The organism is Sporosarcina sp. G11-34, from assembly GCF_026931025.1.
In genome coordinates, this window is sequence record NZ_JAHNZW010000006.1 from 186,564 (window position 1) to 210,864 (window position 24,301).

The following is a 24,301-nucleotide window of genomic DNA, read 5'->3' on the forward strand; positions in this document are numbered from 1 at the left end:
AATGCAATTGCAAACAGTTATTCCGATTAAAGGTAATGTACGACATAGTATAACAATGGATCCCGGGATTTGGATTTTTGATGATCGCCGAATCGATTTAGAAACATTTTTCACGGGCGGTCACGTTGAAAGAGATGAAATGGAAGAATATAAAAAAAGTATGGGTAAACATTGGTCTCGTGAAATAATGGAAGGTGCAACATTTCCACCTACGTTAGAAACTGAAAAACAATTTGAGGAAAAAAAAGTTATAACCGGGACATACGGAATTTACTTAACTCATTTTCTGAAAAATACAGAACCTAACGAAGATGCTAGCTTCCTTCATTTCGAAACTTCGGTTGGGGAAAAACACTCCGTTCCAATTGCAGACGCGGAAAACATCATTTTAAAATATTGCGAAGATGGTAAACCTCTTTCCGAGGATGGTCCCGTTCATATACTTTACAAAGACGGTTCAAATATCGATGCCCCGATTCGAAATATTGTTACAATACATGTTGAATAGGAGGAAATCCAATGCGAGTTAAATGTGTTATCTGTGACGAAGTTGGACAACTTCCAGACGAGGCTCCTTTAGCGAAAAGATTGAGGAACCGACCGATTCACACATATATGTGTCCATCATGTTCGGAGCGCATTTCTGAGAAGACAGTTGCCCGAATTGCAACAGGTAACTTTAACTTCCGACGTAGTTCCCACTCAATCGAAAAAAACTTTTAAAAAAAAAGACTTCTTCGCAATTAAGCGACGGAGTCTTTTTTATCACCTTTATATTCATTCATTCGGCGGACACGGTAGATAATCAAAATGAGTGCCGCCACGATAAGTCCTTCCACGATGGGAAGAAAAAACGCGAGAAACGTTAAAACTAGGCAACCGATAAATAAAAATGTATAGATAAGCAAACTTTGCAATGGCTTCAAGTTCTTTGCAAATCCAAGCTTATAAACGATTGCTGACATGAGGAAGACAAGAGCAAACAGTACGTATCCGGCAGTCGTATAATCCATCCCACCACTACTTGTCGTCGTTCCAAGAATTTCATAAACAAAGCGTGAAATGCCTGACATACGACCAAATACGAATTCTGTTTCCGCAACACTGGCGCTCATTCAACACATCCCTTTCATAGACTATTAATCAATTATGCCTTGGCGTAATTGCGTTCGGATTTTGAATCGAGCTTGCTCGATTAACTCCTTTCAAAATCCGTGACATCCGCCGGAGGCTTTATCTGGATTCAGCTGGAATTTGAACTCCTGCTGAATTCAGATGAAATCAGTCTTTAGATTTCGCCTTTTTCGTAACCCGCTCACGTTCACTTTTCCCAAGAATCTTCTTCCGTAGACGGATAGATAATGGAGTAACTTCACAGTATTCATCATCGTCAAGGTACTCAAGTGATTCTTCAAGCGTCATAATACGTGCTTTTTTGATAGAAACAGTTTGGTCTTTATTCGCTGTACGAATATTCGACTGTTGTTTCGCTTTTGTTAAGTTTATTGTTAAATCTGTATCGCGGTTATGTTCCCCTACGATCATTCCCTCGTAGACTTCTGTACCTGGCTCAACAAAAATGATACCTCGTTCTTCTACATGCAGAATACCATAAGGAGTAGCAGTTCCGTTCTCCATAGATACAAGAACACCTTCTGCACGTCCACCAACGCGTCCTGAAGACATTGGTTGGTAACTATCGAATGTATGGTTCAAAATACCATACCCTCTAGTCATTGTAAGGAATTCAGTTGAATAACCAATTAGACCGCGTGCCGGTACTATGAATATTAAACGTACTGTCCCAGATCCGCTATTTACCATATCAATCATTTCACCTTTGCGTGATGCAAGGGATTCAATAACTGTACCCGTATGTTCTTCCGGTATTTCAATTTGAACACGTTCGACCGGTTCACATTTCTTACCATCGATTTCACGCACGATAACTTCTGGTTTAGATACTTGAAGTTCAAAACCTTCACGGCGCATATTTTCGATTAAAATCGACAAGTGTAATTCTCCACGACCCGATACGATCCATGAGTCAGCTCCTGTCGATTCAACACGAAGCGATACATCTGTTTGAAGTTGTTGGTTAAGTCGTTCTTCAATTTTTCTTGAAGTGACCCATTTCCCTTCACGGCCCGCAAAAGGACTGTTGTTGACAAGGAAAGCCATTTGTAATGTCGGTTCGTCAATATGAAGCGCAGGAAGAGCTTCAGGATGTTCAGTTGGACAGATCGTGTCACTGACGTCGATTCCTTCAATTCCGGATATAGCAATCAAATCTCCAGAAAATGCTTCTTCAATGTCTACACGTTTCAATCCTAAGAATCCAGACATTTTAGTTATACGATGGTTTTTTACTTTACCATCACGTTTAATTACCGAAACTTGTTGACCCAATTTCACCGTTCCACGGAACACTCGTCCAATTCCAATACGACCGACATAATCGCTGTAGTCAAGAAGGGATACTTGGAATTGAAGCGGTTCGTCCCTGTTATCGATTGGTGCCGGAATATGTTCAAGAATTGCATCATAAAGAACTCTTAATGTCTCTTCTTGGTCAGCTGGATCTGAAGTCAGGCTTGCTGTTCCGTTGAATCCAGAAGCGTAAACGACTGGGAATTCCAATTGCTCATCATTTGCTTCTAGTTCGATGAACAATTCAAGCACTTCATCGACAACTTCATCGGGGCGCGCGAAATCGCGGTCAATTTTATTGACGACAACGATTGGTTTCAAGTTTTCTTCAAGCGCTTTTTTAAGTACAAAGCGTGTTTGTGGCATACATCCTTCATATGCGTCAACAACAAGAATAACCCCGTCAACCATTTTCAAAATCCGTTCCACTTCTCCACCGAAATCGGCGTGACCTGGCGTATCAAGTATGTTAATTTTAGTATCTTTGTATTCAATTGCCGTATTCTTCGCAAGGATTGTAATTCCACGTTCACGTTCAATTTCGTTAGAATCCATCGCGCGGTCATCAACTTGTTCGTTTGACCGGAAGATACCCGATTGTTTTAACAACTGATCTACTAGCGTTGTTTTTCCGTGATCGACGTGTGCAATAATAGCTATGTTTCTTAAATCATTTCTTAATTTTGTCATGTTTTCACTCCATTAGTCTTTTTTCGCATGGTTAACTGTGTTATTATAACACAAGATGTTACTTTACAATAAACTTTTCCACATATTATGGAGGGATTTTTTTTGAAAGATATCAAATGGGTATTTGTATTCTTCTCAATTGCTGCTATATTATCGATGTGTGCAATTGGTATTTCTATCGCCGAGCGCAGTTTCCCGGGTGCTATTTTGGCAATTATTGCTTTCATTCTCGTTATGGGATATGGCTTCAAAACAAAGAAAAAGATGAGAGAGCTAGGCACATTATAAACAATACACCATTACCAAAAGGGCTTTCCACGTATTCTTGGAAAGTCTTTTTTTCATATTTTCAATTCAATGTAATGTTTCAAAATATGTTCATGCAATTCAGGCCGCGCAATGAGAAATGTTTCTTGCTTCAGTAGGCCTAATTCTTCGCCTCTTAGATTTGTTGCTGAAATACCTACCTCTCGTCCAATGACAAGCCCTCCAGCGATATCCCACGGCGACAATCTTGTAGACATATAAGCATCGAGGCGACCCGTCGCAACATACGCAATCTCCAATGCCGCTGATCCATATGATCTCGTTCCCCTGCACTCCAATACAAGCTCGGTAATCTTATGATGATTTAAAGCCCGGTTTGGTACAACCCATTTTGCGTTCACACCAATAATTGCATCGGTAATCAGCTTTGCCTCCAATTGCGGAAGTAATTCGTCATTATAATAAGCGCCTTTCCCTTTTGCCGCATGATACAAATCGTCTTGCATTACATCATAGATATACCCTAACATTCCGACGCCATCCACATATATGCCAAGGGAAATAGCAAAATTACGTTTTTGGTGCACAAAATTCATCGTTCCATCGATTGGGTCTAAAATCCAAGTAACCCCATCAAGCGAAGTGACGACATCGCCGAAACCTTCTTCTCCAAAAACTTGATGCGTCGGAAAATCTTTTTGAATTCGGCTAATGAAAAATTGCTCGATTTCGCGATCAATATTCGTTACGAGGTCATTCGCATTCGATTTCGAATCAATCTGTATATGGCTGAAGAAAGAAACACGTATTTTATGACCTGCTTCTTTGATCAATGATTTGGCATAACGGTCAATCGCATCCAAGTTCATCGGCCTCAATCCCCCTGATTAAGTATACTACAAATTAAGTATAACGAAAAAAGCACCCAATAACACGGTTTCCGTTTAGGAAAGTTGTGTTTGGATGCCCTGTTTGCTAATTTTTTTGCAGTTACTCGAACCCATTCAAAGTCTCCAATTCGCGATGAATCTCTTTTAACCTACGTTTACTCTTCATTTTTTGATTTGCATCATCCCGCACAATTGCGTCATGCAATGTGGCTAACTCATAGTCAATTTCCAAATGAAGAAGCTTCACATATTCCTTCTCAACATCCGCTTTTCTAATGATGTGCACAACCTGTTTCATAATCGACACCCCTCGTTTCACATTATGGATTAATACTCCCCCAGTTATAGATACAATATGCAGCTTCAAACCAATTGTTCTGGTCATAAGCCTTCTTATTCTAGATTATTCCCTTATTTCTGTTATGATAAACGTATCAATTCAAAGGTGGGACTAAATTTGCATAAAAATTTTTGGACGCTTGAAGACTTCGAAGTTTTCTCGATTGACGGTCTGGAAAATCGCATGAACGCACTTCAAGGTTTTATCCAACCAAAATTCCATATGCTCGGAAGACAATTCTCGGATCGTCTTTCCTCCTATGGTACTGATGAGTTTTTCCCACATGTTGCAAAACATGCACGAAGAACAGTAAATCCACCAAAAGATAGTTGGGTTGCTTTCGCACCAGCAAAACGGGGTTATAAAGCACTTCCACATTTCCAAATTGGATTATGGGGTACACATCTTTTCATTATTTTAGCTGTGATTTATGAAAACCCAGATAAAAAAGGAATTGCGGAGCGCCTTGACCAACATAAAAAAGTTCTAACATCTCTTCCAGATACATATATTATTTCCGGTGACCACATGAAACCTGAAGCTACCCAAATTGGCGATGCAGGTGCAGATGGAATTGAAAAACTTCTGGATCGCTTACATACAGTAAAAAAAGCGGAATTCCTCGTCGGACGTCACCTTTTACGTGAAGATGCGGTCAAAATGACTGAGGATGACTTTATAGCTTATGCAGAAGATACATTCGACCGACTCCTACCAGTTTATGATGTCGTAATAGGAAAAATGTAAAAAACACAGGGCAAATTTTGCTCTGTGTTTTTTCATACTTTTCCTTTAATCATCTCTTCATCTTTTAGATCCCTAGCTGCACTCACAATCGAATAACTACTATAGCCACTTACTTTTTCGAACTCCTTAAATAATTTCTTTTCCTCCGATTTAGAAGGCACGATTTCTTTAAATGCACGATATGCCCCCATAAACTTCACCCGGCTAATGCCTGTTTCATAGGCCTTCTCCACCGATTCATAAAATTCCATCACTGTTACAAGCTCTTCAACTGTCCAGTCTTCGACAATAGGATAATTATAATCCACCCGAAATAATCCCCTTTACTCGTTAAAATTCCACCCGTTTCGAATCTGTTCTGCTTCATTTACCATTCTACCGATTAATTCTTCAACAGTCGGATTGTCCTTAATAAGGCCAACGACTTGTCCTGCCCAACCGTAACCACTTTCAACGTCCCCATCGTGAACAAACTTACGGTTTGTTTCTCCACTTATATAACTTTTCAATTGTTCATACTTCGCACCTTTTGCTTCCAAAGCAAGTATTTGCTCCGTCCAAGGCCCTTTAAGAGCCCTTGCAGGTGCACCAAGCGTTCTTTTGATCACTGTAGTTCCCGTCTCACTGCTCGTCATTAGCGCGTCCTTGTATGCATCTGATGCGTGAATGCATTCTTTAGTAGCTATGAACCTTGTGCCCATTTCAATTCCTTCCGCTCCAAGTGCATGGGCCGCCATCCATCCGCGCCCATCACCTATCCCTCCTGAGGCGATAACTGGTATCGACACACTATCGACAACTCGAGGCACAAGCACCATCGTCCCAACATCATCACGACCAAGGTGACCTCCACCTTCCTGACCTACAACCATTACTGCGTCTGCACCTAACTCTTCTGCTTTTTGTGCTTGTCTTTTTGCGGCAACGAGTACGAGCGTCTTTACACCCTTTCCTTTTAGTTGGTCAAAAAACGGCGTCGGATTTCCCCCTGTTACCGACATAACTTTAACGCCTTCTTCTAATGCAACATCTACTAAATGCGAATAAGGACGTCCATGCTGGCCAATTGCAAAGTTTACACCAAACGGTTTGTCTGTCATTTCTTTCACTTTTTTTATTTCTGTACGTAGTGCATCCGGAGAACTTAGGCTCATTGCTGTAATTTGACCAAGCCCTCCCGCTTCAGATACAGCAGCACAAAGATCCGCATATGCAAGGTAAGCAAGCCCGCCTTGAATAATAGGATACTGAATGCCAAGTAGTTCAGTTACTCTTGTTTTCCATTCCATCAAAAACACCCCTTATATATGTATATATTCTCAGTCGTTCCAAAAAACCCTTTTTCTATTTATTGCTCGATCCCTTTTATCGTTGCCGGGTCAATCATTTCATACCCTTTGGCACGCAACCCTTCAACAATGTCTTTTAACGCATCCGCCGTCCACTCGCGGTCATGCATAAGTAAATTCGATCCATTGCGGAGTAATTCCGTGTTCACCATAATACTTGTCAAAGCCGCTGCATCCATATATTGTTTTTCCCAGTCATATCCGTATGACCAGTTCATAAGAAGCATACCGTCCTCTTCGACCAATGCTTTACTAAAATCTGTATTGACACCGAATGGTGCACGGAAAAACTTTGGACGCTCGCCCGTTACTTCTTCAACCGTGTTACTAACAAAAGAAATCTCTTCCTTTTGTTGCTCTTCGTCCAACTGTTTCAAATTCGCATGCGTTTTCGTATGATTGCCTATCGTGAACCCCATATCATAGATTTCTTTTAAAATCGCCTTCTCTTCGTCCGTATCAATAAAATGACCATTGACAAAGAAAATAGCTGGAGCATCCAATTTTTTTAATGTCTTCGCCATATCAAGCGCTCGCTTGTCCGGCGCATCGTCAATCGTTAAGAGAACGGCTTTTGGATTCGCGTCTGAAATCGGTTGTAAATCCCAAATCGCATTTAATTCATAGAGCGGGATTATTAGTTCTTCAATTTCTTCTACGATTGTTTCATCTTCGAAGTTTACTTCTTTACCGCTTTCGGCGTTTGGTGTTTCTTGACTTTCATCTACATTCTTCGGGGATGAAGTATCATTCGAACATGCCGCCAACAGAAGACTCAATAGTATGATTATGTATAATAATTTCAGTTTCACCGTCTACTTCCCCCCTTTCAATGCATTTATAGTAACATGGTATGCCATCCGCTTCAATTACAGGTTCACCGAAAGGTACCAACTACTCCCACTTTAGCCAGTACTTATCTCTAAATTAGTTAACTTTCATTTCAACAATTAGTATTGCTTTTCGAAACACCTTCCGTATAGTTAGTTTATTCCACAAACTAAAGGAGAGGGTTACTTCTATATGAGAGTTGCTAAAATTTCACTTTTAATACTAACTTTAATCTCCTTAGTAATATTTCAAATCGTCAATCGAATGACTGTAAATCCAACTACTTCATCCGGCAACGGGAATCCTGCTCTATTAATTGGTGCGGTACTAGTTCCAATTTTCATTTTTATGGTCCTTTTGTGGGTTCGAGTATTGCGTGTGCATTCAGTTCAAGTTCGAGTTTCTGTAATAAGTTTATTAGTCATTTTAACTCATTTAATAATTTCCTTTATCTACTAGTGTAACGCATTACTTAACTACCGGGAGTTCGTAAAAAATGAATTAATCAAAAAGAATGGCAGTGTAGATATCCATTACGTGGAAAGCATCACTTCAGCTTTTGGTATTCACGTAAATAACCAATATTTTAATTTGAACACATTTTTTATGTTTCTAACCTTTTCTATTTTCATTTCAATAGCGTATTACTTATGGGATCTTTTTGAAGAGAAAAATGAAGGAAAGAACAATCAGACGTAAGCGTAGTTATCAACTCCTTTGGATTAATATGGATGTCCACTCTTTTTGGATTAATCTCCACTCTATTGCACAGAATGTCAGCTCTTTTTCTGGATGTCCACTCTATCGCCCCGATTGTCCACTCTTTTCCGATTAATCTTCACTCTATCGCGCGGAATGTCAGCCCTTTTACTCGATTTTCACTTTTTTACACGGATCGTCAGTTAAAAGTAACGCAATTCCAGCAGCAACAGCCTTAAAATCATATTTGTTTAAACAAAAATCGCCTACGCAGCTATTACTAAAGCTTCGTAGGCGATTATGAATTACTTTTATTTTACGATCATGTGAATTGGTTGACCCATAACAACTTCTGCAGCTTCCATTGAAATTTCTGCCAATGTCGGGTGTGCGTGAATTGTCATCGCAATATCTTCAACAGTCATTCCTGCTTCGATCGCAAGACCTAGTTCAGAAATCATGTCTGAAGCACTTTCACCAACGATTTGTGCACCTAGAAGAAGTCCATCTTCTTTGCGAGCAACAAGCTTCACGAAACCGTCTGATGCATCAAGTGCAAGTGCGCGTCCGTTAGCTCCAAATGGGAATTTCCCTGCTGTTACTTCATAGCCTTCTTCTTTTGCTTGTTGCTCGTTTAAACCAACAGTCGCAAGTTCAGGATCTGTGAAACAAACAGCTGGAATTGCCAAGTAATCGACTTCTGATTTTTGACCAGAAATCGCTTCTGCGGCAATTTTTGCCTCATAAGAAGCTTTGTGTGCTAGTTGCGGTCCCGGTACGATATCACCGATTGCATAGACGTTTGGAATGTTCGTACGACATTGTTTGTCGACTTCGATAATTCCACGGTCTGCAAATTTAAGACCCATTTCTTCAAGACCAATTTCGTCCGTATTTGGACGACGGCCTACAGTAACAAGAACGTAATCAGCTTCGACTTTTTTCTCTTCTCCGCCAACTTCATATGTAACTGTAACACCTGTTTCCGTCTCTTCGACGCCTTTTGCAGATGCTTTTAGAACGATTTCTACACCTTTTTTCTTCAAGCCTTTTTTAACAATTTGTGTCATTTGCTTTTCAAAGCCTGCAAGGATATCGTTCGTTCCTTCAATGATCGTTACTTCTGAACCAAGGTTAGCATAAGCTGAACCAAGCTCTGTACCGATATAACCGCCACCAATAACTACAAGTTTGCCTGGTAGTTCTGTAAGATTCAACGCACCCGTAGAATCAATGACACGGCCCGAATATTTAAATCCTGGAATTTCTACAGGACGTGCACCTGTTGCAAGAATTGCATTTTTGAATTTGTAAGTTTGTGCAGAGTCTTCGTTGATTACACGAACTGTGTTGCTGTCAACGAAATAAGCTTCCCCTTTAACAGTGTCGACTTTATTGCCTTTAAGAAGTCCTGCAACTCCGCCAGTCAACTTGCTTACAACACCATTTTTGAACGCTTGAGCTTTTGAGAAATCAAGTTTTACTTCAGTCGCTGTAATTCCCATTGAATCGGAATCCAGTGTATTTGCATAACGATGTCCAACAGAAATGAGTGCTTTTGAAGGAATACACCCAACGTTCAAGCATACGCCGCCAAGTTCACCTTTTTCTACGATTGTTACTTTTTGTCCAAGTTGCGCCGCACGAATTGCCGCAACATATCCTCCTGGACCTGAACCAACAACGAGTGTATCTACTTCAATCGGGAAATCTCCTACTACCATTTTCTCACGCCTCCATTAATAAAAGTTCCGGATTGCTTAGTAAGTTTTTCAAGTGATTTAGGGCATGTTGTGCTGTTGCGCCATCGACCATCCGGTGATCGAACACTAATGATAATGCTAACATAGGTGCAGCTACAATTTCACCATTTTTTATAACTGGTTTTTCTGAAATACGACCAATCCCTAAAATTGCTACTTCAGGGTGATTAATAATCGGTGTAAACCATTGGCCACCTGCAGATCCAATATTCGTAATCGAGCATGTTGCATTGCTCATTTCAGCCAACGATAATTTATTATCTCTTGCTTTTACTGCCAAGCTACTAATTTCTTGAGAAATCGCAAAGATTGATTTACGGTCTGCATGTTTCACAACCGGTACAACTAGTCCGCGGTCTGTATCCGCTGCAATTCCAATGTTGTAGTAATGCTTTTGAATAACTTCATTTGTTTCATCGTCAAGCGAAGTATTCAGCACTGGGAAGTTACGTAATGTGCTTACAAGCGCCTTCACTACATACGGTAAATAAGTAAGTTTGATATCTCTTTCTGCCGCAATTTCCTTGAACTTTTTACGGTGTGCAACTAGTTCCGTAACATCTACTTCATCAAGCAACGTTACATGCGGAGCCGTATGTTTAGAATTAACCATTGCTTTCGCGATTACTTTACGAATACCCGTCATTTTTTCTCGTGTTTCCGGGAATTCACCTTCATGTGTAATCGGTGCTGCAGAAGCCGTTTTCTTCGAAGTAGTTTCAGTTTGTTCCGTTGAATCAGTTTCCACTGCTACCACTTCTACCTCTGTTTGGCCGCCGTTCATAAATGATTCGACATCTTCTTTCACGATACGACCATTTTTGCCCGTTCCTGAAACTTGGCCAATCGCTACATCGTTGTCACGCGCAAATTTACGAACAGAAGGCATTGCGATAATTCTACGATTCGAATCGACGTCTGTTCCAGCTTTTGCTTGAGGAGCCGCTTCTTTTTCGTCTTGTTTCACAACTTCTACTTCTTTTGGTTCTTCTTTTACAACTTCTTGTTCTGTTTCAATCTTTTCACTTTCATAACCAGGTGCGTCGAAAGTGATTAACACATCTCCAACGACTGCAACTGTACCTTCAGAAACGAGAACTTCTTTAACAGTACCTGTGACCGGTGATGGGATTTCCACTACGGATTTATCGTTTTGGATCTCAATAAGCGTATCGTCTTCATTAATCTTATCGCCTACTTGTACGAACCATTTTACAATTTCACCTTCATGGATTCCTTCTCCGATATCTGGTAAACGGAATTCAAATGCCACGCGATTCATCCTTTCTATTTTGACGGTAAATATTATAAATTAAAACGTCAATACTTTTTTAGCTGTCTCTATAATATCTTTCGCATCTGGAAGCCATGCATTTTCACCTTGCGCATACGGGTAGATCGTATCCGGTGCTGTTACACGAAGTACTGGTGCTTCAAGACTTAAAATTGCACGTTCCGTAATTTCAGCAACAATGTTTGCTGCAATTCCTGCTTGTTTTTGTGCTTCTTGAACAACAATTGCACGGTTTGTTTTTTCAACAGATGCAATAATTGTTTCGATATCCATCGGCTGAATTGTTCTTAAATCGATAACTTCCAGTGAGAACCCTTCTTTTTCGAGTTCTTCTGCCGCTTTCAGACTTTCATGAACCATTGCGCCGTATGTGATAATTGAAAGATCTGTTCCTTCACGTTTCACATCTGCTTTACCAAGTGGAATTGTATAATCTTCTTCCGGAACTTCTTGTCTGAATGAACGATAAAGCTTCATATGCTCAAGGAAAATAACCGGATTTTCATCACGGATTGCAGAGATAAGAAGGCCTTTTGCATCGTACGGCGTTGAAGGAATGACTACCGTCAATCCAGGTTGAGCTGCCACAAGTCCTTCAAGGCTATCTGCGTGCATTTCCGGCGTTGCTACACCGCCGCCAAATGGTGAACGAATCGTAACAGGCGCATTGAAGCGACCCGCACTACGGAAACTCATGCGTGCAAGCTGTCCACTCACTGAGTCCATTACTTCAAAAACGAAACCAAAAAACTGTATTTCCATTACAGAACGGAATCCCGTTAGTGAAAGTCCAACTGCAAGTCCACCGATACCTGACTCTCCAAGAGGTGTATCAAATACACGGTCTTCACCAAATTCTTTTTGTAGACCTTCAGTTGCACGGAAAACTCCACCGTTATTTCCTACGTCTTCACCGAAGACGAGGACGTTTTCATCATTTTTCAACTCTGTACTAAGAGCATCATTTATGGCTTGAATCATCGTCATTTGTGCCATTGATTACTTCGACTCCTTTTCAGTGTAAATATCAAGTTGTTCTTGCAGATTAAACGGCATTTCACCTTTGTACATAATATTCATAAAATCACTTACTTTTTGTTTTGGTGCTGCATCCGCTTCTTTAATCGCTTCTTTTATATCTTCTTTGGCGCGTTCAATAACTTCTTCTTCTTTTTCTTCGTTCCAAAGACCTTTTGCGTCTAAGTATTTACGGAATCGAATAAGCGGATCTCGTTTTTCCCATTTGCTGTCCGTTTCTGATGTACGGTAGCGAGTCGGGTCGTCCCCAGCCATTGTATGCGGTCCGTAACGATAGCAGTATGTCTCAATAAGTGTCGGACCTTCTCCGTTAATAGCCCGTTCACGTGCTTCTTTTGTGACTTTGTACACAGCAAGTGGATCCATTCCATCAACAAGGATGCTCGGAATTCCTGCAGCGATTCCTTTTTGTGCAAGTGTCTTACCAGCAGTTTGTACACTGCGTGGAGTCGAAATTGCATATTGGTTGTTCTGGATGATGAATATTGCTGGTGAACGATAAGCTCCCGCGAAGTTAATACCTTCGTAGAAATCTCCTTGCGATGTTCCGCCGTCACCTGTATATGTCATAGCAACTGCTTTCGTACCACGTTTTTGGAAGCCAAGCGCAATTCCAGCCGCTTGAACATATTGTGCCCCAATAATAATTTGTGGTGGGAATACATTGACACCTTCTGGAATTGCGCCACCTTCGAAGTGACCACGTGACCATAAGAATGCTTTTGTTAGAGGGAAGCCATGCCAAATCATTTGTGGCACATCACGATATCCCGGAAGGATAAAGTCCTCTTTTTCAAGTGCATAATGCGATGCGATTTGTGACGCTTCTTGCCCCGCTGTCGGTGCATAGAAACCTAGACGACCTTGACGGTTCAATGAAATCGAACGTTGATCTAAAATACGTGTATAGACCATTCTCGACATTAACTCAACTAAATCCTCATCGGACATTTTAGGATCCGCATCTTTATTGACGATTTCGCCTTCTTCGTTCAGAATTTGGAACATTTCAAACTTCTCTTCAATCTCGTGAAGCGTTTTCACCGGATCGAACTGCTTAGCGTTTTTTGCAGCCATTTCGGCAACTCTCCTTTATCAACTGTATTATGAATCAAGTACGTATGGATTGATACAACCTATTCACTCATTAGTATATCGGATGAAAACTTAATGGTCAAACATAGTAACCGCTTGAATATTTAACCACGAAAGGTATCTGAATAGGCAGTAATCCGACGTCTGTATTAGTACATATATACAACTGTATTATAATAGAATCATAACTTATCGCACTGCAAATAAAAAAGAACTAGCGAGTTTATACACTCCACTAGTTCTAGGACATCTTACTTATCTTTTTTAAAACTTGTAAACATATCTTCTTTTAAACGATTGACCGTTTCTGTCGATTCATTGAATATGTGAACGGCTGATTGTACGATTTCGTTCTGCGTGTTCACTTCGTCAACTTTACTTGTTAGTTCCGGCATATTTGTTTCTTCATTAGTTAACATTTCGTAAAGGTCGGTTTGAATGCTCGCCAATTTTTTATACTCGGCAATGAAGGTTGCGTGTAGCTCATATCGATTCGCCACTGCATTTTTTAGTGCTTCGACTTCTTTTTTGTGTATATCGTCCACTTTACTAATCGCTTCGTCCAAAGATTTCGTAAGCTCTTTCGCTTTTTTCATCGAGGCTTCTTCTTCTTTAACTTCAGATAACCGCTCATTAAGCATTTCTTCTAACTTCGACACTTTTTCTTTAAGTTCTTTCGTTTCTTCTTGCGTCAATTCCATTGCGCTTATAAATAGTTCCTGTTCGGATTTTTCAAGTTCACTTAATCCCGCTTGTCTGTCCCGATATACTTCTTCCGCGTTGTACATTTTCGATAGCGTATCCGAAAGTTGTTTTTCAACGGATTTTCCGAAACTACATCCAGACAAGACCAATGCGCATATAATAACGAATCCCATAATATAATTTTTCAAAAAATCAACCTCCGATTCCTAAATAAACTATATCCGTTTCAAGTTATTAATTCAACCTTGCACTTAATCCCTTTCAAGGTTTTCTCCATTCGATTATACTGTTAGATATGATGTTTATAATTCATACTGAAAGGAAGATTTCCAATGATTTTAATGAAAGATATAGTGCGTGAAGGACACCCATCCCTTCGGAAAAAAGCTAAAGAAGTGAAGTTCCCATTATCGACAGATGACCGAAAAATTGCTGAAGATTTACTGCAGTATTTAAAAAATAGTCATGACCCCGATTTCGTCGAAAAATATAAACTACGGGCCGGTATCGGTATCGCAGCCCCCCAAATAAATAGTTCAAAAAGGATTTTTGCACTTCACATTACTGAATCGGAAGGAAATCCGATAAGTTTTATAGCTATCAATCCAAAAATAGTTAGCCACTCTGTTGAACGAACCTATCTTACCGCTGGGGAAGGATGTCTTTCAGTTGATAGAAACGTCCAAGGTTACGTCCCCCGCTACACACGAATAACGATTAAAGCGTTCGACCTTGAAGGCAATGAATTCAAAAAAAGACTTAAAGGCGTTGCTTCTATTGCTTTTCAACACGAACTAGACCACCTAAATGGCGTTATGTTTTATGATCATATAGATATGAATGATCCGTTTAAAGAGATACCGAACTCAACTCCACTTGAACGCGAGTAGTCTACTCTTGACAGAAGTTTCTGCCAATGGTATAATGACCTCAAGGAGTGATTTGCCATGTATAAACGCCTAAAACGCAAACTGCTGAAACGGCTCAATGGCATACTCGGAAAAAAAACAATTGCCTAACAAATTAGCTCACCTTTACCTATTGGTGGGCTTTTCTTTATTTTCATGATGTGTCATGCTAATATAAAGACTAATGACTTTAATTGAACGTTAAAAAAGGAGAGCAAACGATGATTTACAAAATCTATTACCAAAAAAACATGACTCAAGTACCCGTCCGCGAAAATACAATTAGCATGTACATCGAGGCCGACTCAGAAAAGTCTGTGCGCGAGCTGCTAAAAGGCAAGGAATTTAATATCGAATATATTCAACCTCTTGAAGGTAAACATCTTGAATATGAGCAGGCTTCACCGTCTTTTCAGCTTGAGCAGGTGTAAGTTATGAACTCTATTAAAAATAATGAAACAGCTGTTTTCGCTCTAGGCGGACTAGGTGAAATCGGCAAAAACACATATGCCGTTCAATTCCAAGACGAAATTATTGTTATTGACGCCGGCATTAAATTTCCAGATGATGCATTACTCGGTATTGACTACGTCATTCCCGATTATACGTTTCTCGAACGAAATGTAGATAAAATCAAAGGAATTTTCATCACCCATGGTCATGAAGATCATATCGGTGGGATTCCTTATTTGCTACGCAAAATTAATGTACCTGTTTATGGTGGGAAACTTGCACTTGGTCTACTTCGCAACAAACTTGAAGAACATGGTTTATTGCGGACGACAACAATGATTGCAATCGACGAAGACGACATTATCAAATTCAGGAAAACATCGGTTTCGTTTTTCAGAACTACACATAGTATTCCAGATGCCTTTGGTGTTGTTGTAAAAACACCTTCCGGAAATATCGTCCATACTGGAGACTTCAAGTTTGACTTCACGCCTGTTGGTGAACCGGCTAACTTAACTAAGATGGCCAAAATCGGCGGCGACGGTGTCCTTTGTCTACTATCGGATAGTACAAATGCTGAAATTCCAAATTTCACAATGTCCGAACGTAAAGTCGGAGAAAGTTTGAATGAGATTTATCGTAAAGTCGATGGTCGCATTATTTTTGCAACTTTCGCATCAAATATTCACAGGCTTCAACAAGTCATTGAAGCTGCGCAAGAATACGGTCGTAAAATTGCTGTTTTTGGACGAAGCATGGACAACGCAATTACAATTGGACGTGAACTTGGCTATATTAATGCGCCTAAAGAATTATTTGTCGATACTCAATCATTAAATAAGTTGCCCGCAAACGAAGTCATGATTCTTTGTACGGGGAGCCAAGGTGAACCGATGGCCGCTTTGTCGCGCATCGCAAATGGTACACATCGACAAGTCCAAATACAACCCGGCGACACAGTAATCTTCTCATCTTCTCCAATTCCAGGAAATACGCTCGGTATAAACAAAACAATCAACTCCTTGTTTCGAGCGGGAGCAGAAGTATTACACGGATCACTTAATAATATCCATACATCTGGACACGGTTCTCAGGAAGAACAAAAATTAATGATTCGACTCATGAAACCAAAATACTTTATGCCGATACACGGCGAATATCGCATGATGAAAATGCATACAGAACTTGCGGTCGACTGTGATGTTCTGCAAGAAAATACATTTATCATGGGCAATGGTGATGTACTTGCTTTAACCGCAGACAGTGCGCGTCGTGCTGGACGAGTCCCTTCAGGAGATGTCTATATCGATGGAAGTGGCATTGGCGATATTGGTAACGTAGTCTTACGCGATCGTAGAATTTTGTCAGAAGATGGTCTAGTTATTGTTGTAGCAACGGTTGATATGAAGAAAAACCGTATCGTATCCGGTCCCGATATCATTTCTCGTGGATTTGTTTATATGCGCGAATCCGGCGTCATGATTCATGATGCACAGCGCATGTTATCAAGACAATTACAAACCAAACTGGCGAACACCCCATCAAATATTCCGGCACTAAAATCCGAAATTATTGATGTACTTGGCCCTTATTTATATGACAAAACGAAAAGAAAACCTATGGTCCTTCCAGTTATTATGGAAGTTTAACGAAAAAGATCCCGCAATGCATATGCATTGCGGGATCTTTTTCATAATCGGGCTCCAGCACATAGGAAGAGCAACACTTCTGTGGGAGACAATAACAGTACCAAGATGAAAAGCGTAAGTTCACTCTTTTTCTTAGTGCAACTCTTTCTTTTCAAATCTCTGAATATCGGCGTCAGATCCGATAACAATTAATATATCTTCAAATTCAATTTTTTCAATTGCTTGTGGAGATACAAGAATATGTTTATCACGTTTTATAGCAACAATATTAATACCATATCTTGCTCGTACATCTAACTCGACGAGCGTAAAACCAACAAGTTTTTCATTCGCTATTATTTCCGCTATTGAATACTCTTCAGATAGTTCCAAGTAATCCAGTATGTTATTGGAAACCATATTATTCGCTATTCGAATCCCCATATCACGTTCGGGGTGGACAACTTGGTCAGCACCAATTTTGCGTAGAACTTTTTCGTGATAATCATTTTGTGCTTTTACCGTAATTTTTTTAACTCCAATTTCTTTTAACATAAGCGTCGTTAAAATACTTGCTTGGATATTCTCTCCAATAGCAACGATGACATGCTCAAAGTTGCGAATGCCAAGGGATCTTAAAACAGACTCATCTGTCGTATCTGCGGTAACGGCTTGAGTTGCAATCCCTGCATAATCATCCACTTTCTCAGACGACTTATCAATAGCCATCACATCCGCATTCAGTTCAATCAGTTCTTTTACGATGCTTCCCCCGAATCGGCCAAGTCCAATTACAACAAATTCTTTTTTCATATATACATCGCCCCTGTCCCCATCATAAATGCGACTAGTCTATCATATCCAGAAGTGCATCACAATAGACTGCTAAAAACCCCAATTAAAAAAGTCTAAACACGCTAATAATGCGTGTCTAGACAACAAATCAATCTTTTTTCATTTCACCAAGAACACGATTTACTCGTTTTTCAAGCATTTTCATTCCACTGCCCCCCGCTTGGAAATGGCGAAGTTGACCGTCTTTATCAAAAACGTAGTATGCGGGTACATGTTGGTTATCAAATGCATCAGTTAACTTCATTTCACTGTCGACAAAAATCGGCTGTGCAATATCGTGCTCTTTCGCAATCGACTCAATCAAATCCATATCCAAATCATCTTCCGAACGTGGCATATGAACCGCAATAACATTCAAATCTTCTTTATATTGATCGCGGAATGCATTCACATCAGGCATCGATTCTTTACATAAGTGACAACTAACAGACCAAAAATGGATTAGTGTCGGCTTTTCGCCTACAAGTTCCTCTTTTGTTTTTTGTCCATTTAACCATGCTGTCGCCCCATCTAATTCAGGCATTTGTTCACGTAATTTCATAATATTACCCTCCCAATTTTTAAAAAATCCCCAGTGCCAGTTTATGCATGGGGATTCGTATTATCTATTAGTAATCACACAATGAAGTTGAATTATAGTGTTTTCTGACCTGGTCTCCAGTTTGCTGGGCAAAGGCCACCAGTTTGAAGAGCTTGTAGAACACGTAGTGTTTCGTCAACATCGCGTCCGATGTTATTGTGGAATATTGTTTGGTATTGAAGTTCACCTTCAGGGTTGATGATGAATAGACCGCGCAATGCAATCCCTTCTTCTTCAATCAATACGCCGTAATCGCGTGAAATTGAATGGTTTGTATCTGCTGCTAATGGATATTTTAACTGCTCAAGACCATTATCTTTACGATCTGTATTGATCCAAGCAAGGTGCGTGTGGATCGTATCAGTTGAAACACCGATAATATTCGTATCTAGATCTTCGAACTCATCATAACGGTCAGACATTGCTGTAATTTCCGTTGGACATACAAATGTGAAGTCCATTGGATAGAAGAACAATACTGTCCACATGTCATTTTTCATGTTTTCTTCAAGGCTTACTTTACCGAAAGATTTATCTGCCATAACAGCATCCATTGTAAAGTCTGGTGCCTGTTTACCTACCATACGATTATTCATTTAAAAATCCCTCCAAAGCTTCTTTTGTGCCAGGTATTTTCCTATCCCGCACAATCCTTATTCAGAATATCAAAAAAACCGGTCCAATTCAAATAGAGCGCCTTGTCCATCTAACGCCCAATTCTAATATGTGGCAACTTCATGTCATGTTAATTGCAATTAGAAGGTTTGGCAGGACGACCAAGACAGTCTTCGCAATTGGGATCTTGACAAAGGTCTTGACGCCATTCATCGCATGCAGGGCAAAAAAGACTATCGTGTTCGTCGTTATAACCTAACGGATCTAGACATTCTTCACAGTGAGTACTCAGTTCATGTAACTTAAGAATTTTCCCGTTTTTCATAAGGAAAGTTCCTTCAATTTCTTTTCTTTTTAGTAACGGTTCGTCAGGTAGACCCCAATCGAAACCAAAATCTTTCATCGTCCATTTACGCTCGTTTGGATCCATATAAAAATACTTCTTTTTCCCCACGTTTAGTCCCCCCTTTATTCGCTATATTGTACCATAAACCGCAACAAATTCCCTTGCCAAAAGATCATTTTTATTTTTGAAGACACATAAAATTAATTTATTTTTATTTTTTAAAATACCTCTTGATTTTTTAAATTACAATTTCGTATAATATAAAAGGGTTTTCAGTAAACTTCAAGTATAGTATCAATAAACCTAAGCTAATATTGCGAGGAGAAGCATTATGGAAATTGGAAGTAAAATTAAAAGCCTTCGTTTAAAAAAAGGTCTTACACAAGAAGAGCTCGGAGAACGAACTGATTTGACAAAAGGACATATCTCACAGTTGGAACGTAATTTGAATTCCCCATCGATTGAAACATTGTTCGCTTTATTGGAAGTGCTTGGAACGACGCCAAAAGAATTTTTCGACGAACCGAAAAAAAATATGAAAGTTGTCTACACCGACGACGACCAGACACTTCATACAGATACAAATTTGAAATACAGTATCCGGTGGCTTGTCCCCCAGTCAAACGAAAATGAAATGGAACCTGTTCATATCACTTTCAACGAAAAAGGTGAGTTCAAAAAATTTGAACCTTCCCTTGCTGAAACGTTCATATATGTTCTACAGGGAAAAGTAGCACTTGAAATCGGCAGTACACTTCACATCGCCAAAAAAGGTGATGCCGTCTATTATGCCGCATCTGAACATCACTCGATAGCGAACGCAAATAATGGAACAAGTGAAATACTGCTTGTCGCAACAGAGTCCTATTTATAATCAAAAACGCAAGTGCATAGAAAAGGAGTTGCTAATATGACAACTATACCGATTATCCGTTTTGAAAATGTAAAAAAAACATATGCCAATAATACAACCGTACTGAAGGATGTTTCTTTCGAAATGGAACGTGGAAAGTTTTACACATTACTTGGACCATCTGGTTGCGGCAAAACAACCATCCTGCGCTTAATCGCCGGTTTTATGGAACCGACGGGGGGAGAAATTTTCTTCAACGGGAAAAAGATTAATAATATTCCAGCGAACGAGCGACAAATAAACACCGTTTTTCAAGATTATGCACTATTTCCCCATTTAAACGTTTTTGAAAATGTAGCATTCGGCTTACGCATAAAAAAAGTTAAACAAAACGAAGTCAAACGCCGAGTTGCCGAAGCCTTAAAATTCGTCAATCTAGAAGGTTATGAATCACGTGAAATTGAAGAAATGTCTGGCGGTCAGAGGCAACGCGTTGCCATTGCACGGGCTATTGTCAATGATCCGGAAGTTATTTTACTCGATGAACCTCTTTCTGCTCTCGATTTGAAATTGCGGACCGAAATGCAATACGAGCTGCGGGAATTACAACAACGCCTTGGAAAAACATTCGTCTTCGTCACCCATGACCAAGAAGAAGCACTTGCCATGTCCGATGAAATATTCGTTATGAGTACAGGTGAAATCATACAATCAGGTACTCCGAATGACATTTATGATGAACCCATTAACCGCTTCGTTGCGGATTTTATTGGCGAATCCAATATTATTCCAGGCACTATGGTTGAAGATAATCTCGTTCAATTTACGGGGAAACGATTTGAGTGTGTGGACTCAGGATTAAATCCAAATGAAAAAGTAGATATTGTCATTCGTCCAGAAGATCTGGAACTCACAACAATCAACAATGGAAAACTAAATGTGAAAGTAGATACACAATTATTCCGTGGCGTACATTATGAGCTGTCCACTTATGATGCGGACGGAAACGAATGGCTTGTTCATTCTACAAAAAAAGCGGAGGTCGGTGTAACTGTCGGTCTAAATTTCACCCCAGAGGATATTCACGTCATGCGTTTGAATGAGACAGAGGAAGACTTCGATGCCAGACTTGAGGCCTATGAGGTAGCCGACAATGAACAATAAACCACTCCGTCCACTGTATACTGTTCCTTATATTGCTTGGATTTTTCTTTTTGTCATTGCACCAATCGCACTTATCTTTTACTATTCTTTTTTTGACTTGGCGGGCAACTTCACCTTTGATAACTATAAAAACTTTTTTTCATCCGTCTATTTAAAACTGACGATTAGTTCATTTTGGTATGCATTTTTAATTACGCTATTCGCTTTGCTTTTTGCATATCCTACCGCTTACTTTTTGACAAAGACCAAACATAAGCAACTGTGGCTGTTGCTTATTATCATTCCATCTTGGATCAATCTGCTTTTAAAAACATATGCCTTTATCGGGCTGTTTGGCCTTTATGGTCCAGTGAACGCATTTTTAGAGACGATGGGAATTGGCAAACAACAAATTCTTTTTACTGATTTTAGTTTTGTGTTCGTCTCTGTTTATATTTTCATACCATTTATGATATTACCTATTTTTAACGCGCTTGATAAATTGAATCCTACCTTAATCGATGCATCACGCGATCTTGGCGCGAACTCATGGATAACTTTTAGACGTGTCGTTTGGCCTTTAACTTTAAATGGGGTGAAATCTGGAATTCAAGTTGTTTTCATCCCTGCCCTTTCACTGTTTATGATTACTAGGCTAATTGCTGGAAACAAAGTAATTACACTCGGGACCGCTATTGAACAACAATTTTTAGTCACACAAAACTGGGGAATGGGTTCGACAATTGCTGTATTCCTTATTTTATTCATGTTTATCATTATGGTATTTACGACGAATAACGATAGGGGGACGATGATCAATGGAAAAACTAAATAAATTACCTAAACTCTATTTGACCGTCGTTTTCATTATTTTGTATTTACCAATCTTCTATTTGATTTTTTATTCGTTTAATTCAGGTGGTGGCATGTCGAATTTCGAATCATTCACGTTTGAACATTACGCGGCAGTTTTTGAAGATACGCGACTGATTGTTATTTTAATTAACACAATTGTTATTGCTTTGTTGTCAGCGCTCGTTTCAACAGCGATTGGCGTACTCGGCGCATTGGCAATTGTTTTCATGCGCAACAAAGCGATGCGAAGTGCCATATTGTCGCTCAATAATATTTTAATAGTGAGTCCAGATGTCATTATTGGAGCGTCCTTCCTTATCCTTTTCACATTAATTGGTGTCAAACTCGGGTTTGCTTCAGTACTTATTTCGCATATTGCATTTAGTATACCGATTGTCGTTATTATGATATTGCCTAAACTGCAAGAAATGAGCCCGACATTAATCGATGCGGCGCTCGACCTTGGGGCTTCCAAACGAGACGTTTTGACACGAGTCATCATCCCTTTTATTAAACCAGGGATTTTAGCAGGTTTCTTTCTTGCCTTGACGTATTCTTTAGATGACTTTGCCGTTACATTTTTCGTCACTGGAAATGGGTTCTCTACATTATCTGTTGAGATTTACTCCATGGCACGTGCTGGTATTACGTTGACGATCAATGCGTTATCCGGGCTTATTTTCTTCATAACAATTGCACTCGTTCTTGGTTATTATGCGATTAGTCGCAAAACAAAAACGCCGCTTTCGGGGGTGAAAAAGTGAAAGGTATTTTACGTGGTGCTTTAGTAATTCTCGTTGTCTCCGCCATCCTATTGTTCGTCAACGCCAAGTTAAATGAAGGTAGTGGACGTGGCAGTAAAGATTCAATTACTGTGTACAACTGGGGGGAATACATTGACCCCGACCTACTTAAGCGGTTTGAAAAAGAAACAGGTATCAAAGTCACGTACGAAACATTCGATTCAAACGAAGGCATGATGGGGAAAATTGAACAAGGTGGCACATCTTATGATATTTCAATGCCTTCGGAATATATGATTGAAATGATGAAGGAGGCAAATCTGTTGCTTCCTTTGGATTATACTCAAATCCCGAACGTTCAACATATCGACCCTTATTTCCTTGACTTGCCTTTTGATCGCGATAATAAATATTCACTCCCTTACTTTTGGGGGACGCTTGGTATTGCATTCAATCCTACGTTATTGAATGGACAGACATTTGAAAGTTGGGATCATCTATGGGACCCGACACTTGCCCAACAAATTGTGCTTGTCGACAGTGCACGTGAAACAATCGGCATGAGCTTGAATTCGTTAGGATATTCATTGAACTCCACAGATCTTAGCGAGTTGCGTGAAGCGACAGATAAGTTAAAAACACTTAGTCCAAATGTAAAAGCGGTCATTGGAGATGAAGTAACACAATTAATGATAAACGGGGAAGCAGCTATTTCCCTTACTTGGTCGGGCCAAGCCGCGGATATGATGTACGAAAACGAAGACATCGATTATATTGTGCCTGAAGAAGGATCCAATCTTTGGTTCGATAATATGGTTATTCCGCGTACGGCGACAAATATAGAAGGTGCGCATGCGTTCATTAACTTCATGCTTAAACCCGATGTCGCGGCACAAAACGCGGATTATGTAGGCTATTCCACACCTAATTTAGCCGCCCTCGACCTTATGGATTCTGAAGTAACCGAGGACGAGCGCTTCTATCCCGACGAAGAAACACGTAGTCATCTTGAAGTATATAGAAACCTGGGCCTAGAAATGCTAGGTCATTACAATGAATTATTCCTTGAATTCAAAATGAATATGAAATAACTTATATAAAAGACACTTCGTTCATAATCGAATGAAGTGTCTTTTTTTGATTTTCTATACACTTCCACGTGTTCAGAGTAAGTGTATTCCAAG

28 protein-coding genes are annotated in these 24,301 nt (G+C 39.8%); 12 read left to right on the forward strand and 16 right to left on the reverse strand.

Going from position 1 to position 24,301, the window contains the following annotated elements:
- The first annotated feature begins 7 nt into the window (after positions 1–7).
- Positions 8–508 carry a peptidyl-prolyl cis-trans isomerase gene (locus tag KSU66_RS10490; protein WP_269051397.1) on the forward strand — a complete coding sequence of 167 codons (501 nt, stop codon included), beginning with the start codon at positions 8–10 and terminating at the stop codon, positions 506–508.
- Positions 509–519: 11 nt separating this feature from the next.
- Positions 520–723 (forward strand): YlaI family protein, encoded by a 204-nt coding sequence (locus KSU66_RS10495; RefSeq protein WP_269051398.1) that lies wholly within the window; start codon positions 520–522, stop codon positions 721–723.
- Between the two features lie 20 nt (positions 724–743).
- Here KSU66_RS10495 and KSU66_RS10500 read toward each other — a convergent pair whose 3' ends face one another.
- Both KSU66_RS10500 and typA read right to left on the reverse strand, forming a co-directional pair.
- A complete protein-coding gene (locus tag KSU66_RS10500; protein ID WP_269051399.1) occupies positions 744–1,115 on the reverse strand; it encodes a YlaH-like family protein in 372 nt (123 codons plus the stop codon).
- Between the two features lie 166 nt (positions 1,116–1,281).
- Positions 1,282–3,120: a translational GTPase TypA gene (gene typA / locus KSU66_RS10505; protein ID WP_269051400.1), complete on the reverse strand. Its 1,839-nt coding sequence runs from the start codon at positions 3,118–3,120 to the stop codon at positions 1,282–1,284.
- A gap of 102 nt (positions 3,121–3,222) precedes the next feature.
- Here typA and KSU66_RS10510 point away from each other — a divergent pair, with 102 nt between their 5' ends.
- The gene (locus tag KSU66_RS10510; RefSeq protein WP_269051401.1) at positions 3,223–3,408 is read left to right on the forward strand and encodes a YlaF family protein; all 186 of its coding nucleotides are present in this window, start codon (positions 3,223–3,225) and stop codon (positions 3,406–3,408) included.
- A 53-nt stretch (positions 3,409–3,461) separates the two neighbouring features.
- Here the strand turns inward: KSU66_RS10510 and KSU66_RS10515 are convergent, their stop codons facing one another.
- Positions 3,462–4,256 (reverse strand): inositol monophosphatase family protein, encoded by a 795-nt coding sequence (locus KSU66_RS10515; RefSeq protein ID WP_269051402.1) that lies wholly within the window; start codon positions 4,254–4,256, stop codon positions 3,462–3,464.
- 121 nt (positions 4,257–4,377) lie between these two features.
- Positions 4,378–4,575, reverse strand: coding sequence for a hypothetical protein (locus KSU66_RS10520; protein ID WP_269051403.1), 198 nt, complete (start codon positions 4,573–4,575; stop codon positions 4,378–4,380).
- 159 nt (positions 4,576–4,734) lie between these two features.
- Between KSU66_RS10520 and KSU66_RS10525 the strand changes: the two genes are divergently transcribed.
- Entirely contained in the window at positions 4,735–5,364 is a 630-nt protein-coding gene (locus KSU66_RS10525) for a YktB family protein (RefSeq protein WP_269051404.1), read from the forward strand.
- Between the two features lie 32 nt (positions 5,365–5,396).
- Here KSU66_RS10525 and KSU66_RS10530 read toward each other — a convergent pair whose 3' ends face one another.
- The 8 genes from KSU66_RS10530 to KSU66_RS10565 form a co-directional block, all read right to left on the reverse strand.
- Positions 5,397–5,672, reverse strand: coding sequence for a UPF0223 family protein (locus tag KSU66_RS10530; protein ID WP_269051405.1), 276 nt, complete (start codon positions 5,670–5,672; stop codon positions 5,397–5,399).
- Between the two features lie 15 nt (positions 5,673–5,687).
- The gene (locus KSU66_RS10535) at positions 5,688–6,653 is read right to left on the reverse strand and encodes an NAD(P)H-dependent flavin oxidoreductase (RefSeq protein ID WP_269051406.1); all 966 of its coding nucleotides are present in this window, start codon (positions 6,651–6,653) and stop codon (positions 5,688–5,690) included.
- A 59-nt stretch (positions 6,654–6,712) separates the two neighbouring features.
- Positions 6,713–7,525 carry a polysaccharide deacetylase family protein gene (locus KSU66_RS10540; protein WP_269051407.1) on the reverse strand — a complete coding sequence of 271 codons (813 nt, stop codon included), beginning with the start codon at positions 7,523–7,525 and terminating at the stop codon, positions 6,713–6,715.
- A 1,029-nt stretch (positions 7,526–8,554) separates the two neighbouring features.
- Positions 8,555–9,967: a dihydrolipoyl dehydrogenase gene (gene lpdA, locus KSU66_RS10545; RefSeq protein ID WP_269051408.1), complete on the reverse strand. Its 1,413-nt coding sequence runs from the start codon at positions 9,965–9,967 to the stop codon at positions 8,555–8,557.
- 4 nt (positions 9,968–9,971) lie between these two features.
- A complete protein-coding gene (locus KSU66_RS10550; RefSeq protein WP_269051409.1) occupies positions 9,972–11,279 on the reverse strand; it encodes a dihydrolipoamide acetyltransferase family protein in 1,308 nt (435 codons plus the stop codon).
- A 39-nt stretch (positions 11,280–11,318) separates the two neighbouring features.
- Positions 11,319–12,296, reverse strand: coding sequence for an alpha-ketoacid dehydrogenase subunit beta (locus KSU66_RS10555; RefSeq protein WP_269051410.1), 978 nt, complete (start codon positions 12,294–12,296; stop codon positions 11,319–11,321).
- 3 nt (positions 12,297–12,299) lie between these two features.
- On the reverse strand, positions 12,300–13,415 hold the full coding sequence (gene pdhA / locus KSU66_RS10560) for a pyruvate dehydrogenase (acetyl-transferring) E1 component subunit alpha (RefSeq protein ID WP_269051411.1): 1,116 nt from the start codon (positions 13,413–13,415) through the stop codon (positions 12,300–12,302).
- A 269-nt stretch (positions 13,416–13,684) separates the two neighbouring features.
- Positions 13,685–14,326, reverse strand: a complete 642-nt coding sequence (locus KSU66_RS10565) for a YkyA family protein (RefSeq protein WP_269051412.1) — start codon at positions 14,324–14,326, stop codon at positions 13,685–13,687.
- A gap of 144 nt (positions 14,327–14,470) precedes the next feature.
- Between KSU66_RS10565 and def the strand changes: the two genes are divergently transcribed.
- From def to rnjA, 3 genes are all read left to right on the forward strand, one after another.
- On the forward strand, positions 14,471–15,028 hold the full coding sequence (def, locus tag KSU66_RS10570) for a peptide deformylase (RefSeq protein WP_269051413.1): 558 nt from the start codon (positions 14,471–14,473) through the stop codon (positions 15,026–15,028).
- A gap of 239 nt (positions 15,029–15,267) precedes the next feature.
- Complete coding sequence (locus KSU66_RS10575) at positions 15,268–15,477, forward strand: DNA-dependent RNA polymerase subunit epsilon (protein ID WP_269051414.1); 210 nt, start codon at positions 15,268–15,270, stop codon at positions 15,475–15,477.
- 3 nt (positions 15,478–15,480) lie between these two features.
- Complete coding sequence (rnjA, locus tag KSU66_RS10580; protein ID WP_269051415.1) at positions 15,481–17,148, forward strand: ribonuclease J1; 1,668 nt, start codon at positions 15,481–15,483, stop codon at positions 17,146–17,148.
- A gap of 132 nt (positions 17,149–17,280) precedes the next feature.
- On the opposite strand, the gene KSU66_RS10585 is transcribed toward rnjA, so the two are convergent.
- The 4 genes from KSU66_RS10585 to KSU66_RS10600 form a co-directional block, all read right to left on the reverse strand.
- Positions 17,281–17,940: a potassium channel family protein gene (locus KSU66_RS10585; RefSeq protein ID WP_269051416.1), complete on the reverse strand. Its 660-nt coding sequence runs from the start codon at positions 17,938–17,940 to the stop codon at positions 17,281–17,283.
- 130 nt (positions 17,941–18,070) lie between these two features.
- Positions 18,071–18,523 carry a TlpA family protein disulfide reductase gene (locus KSU66_RS10590; RefSeq protein ID WP_269051417.1) on the reverse strand — a complete coding sequence of 151 codons (453 nt, stop codon included), beginning with the start codon at positions 18,521–18,523 and terminating at the stop codon, positions 18,071–18,073.
- A 92-nt stretch (positions 18,524–18,615) separates the two neighbouring features.
- Positions 18,616–19,158, reverse strand: coding sequence for a peroxiredoxin (locus tag KSU66_RS10595; RefSeq protein ID WP_269051418.1), 543 nt, complete (start codon positions 19,156–19,158; stop codon positions 18,616–18,618).
- Between the two features lie 149 nt (positions 19,159–19,307).
- Positions 19,308–19,631 carry a hypothetical protein gene (locus tag KSU66_RS10600; RefSeq protein WP_269051419.1) on the reverse strand — a complete coding sequence of 108 codons (324 nt, stop codon included), beginning with the start codon at positions 19,629–19,631 and terminating at the stop codon, positions 19,308–19,310.
- Positions 19,632–19,854: 223 nt separating this feature from the next.
- Here KSU66_RS10600 and KSU66_RS10605 point away from each other — a divergent pair, with 223 nt between their 5' ends.
- Genes KSU66_RS10605 through KSU66_RS10625 form a run of 5 tightly spaced genes read left to right on the forward strand, consistent with a single transcriptional unit; the run spans position 19,855 to position 24,208 of the window.
- Entirely contained in the window at positions 19,855–20,397 is a 543-nt protein-coding gene (locus KSU66_RS10605; protein WP_269051420.1) for a helix-turn-helix domain-containing protein, read from the forward strand.
- Positions 20,398–20,433: 36 nt separating this feature from the next.
- Entirely contained in the window at positions 20,434–21,540 is a 1,107-nt protein-coding gene (locus KSU66_RS10610; RefSeq protein WP_269051421.1) for an ABC transporter ATP-binding protein, read from the forward strand.
- Positions 21,530–22,354 (forward strand): ABC transporter permease, encoded by an 825-nt coding sequence (locus KSU66_RS10615; protein WP_269051422.1) that lies wholly within the window; start codon positions 21,530–21,532, stop codon positions 22,352–22,354. The genes KSU66_RS10610 and KSU66_RS10615 overlap by 11 nt, the downstream gene beginning before the upstream one ends.
- Entirely contained in the window at positions 22,338–23,138 is an 801-nt protein-coding gene (locus KSU66_RS10620; protein ID WP_269051423.1) for an ABC transporter permease, read from the forward strand. Before KSU66_RS10615 ends, KSU66_RS10620 begins: the two co-directional genes overlap by 17 nt.
- Positions 23,135–24,208, forward strand: a complete 1,074-nt coding sequence (locus KSU66_RS10625) for an ABC transporter substrate-binding protein (protein WP_269051424.1) — start codon at positions 23,135–23,137, stop codon at positions 24,206–24,208. The genes KSU66_RS10620 and KSU66_RS10625 overlap by 4 nt, the downstream gene beginning before the upstream one ends.
- Positions 24,209–24,301: the final 93 nt, after the last annotated feature.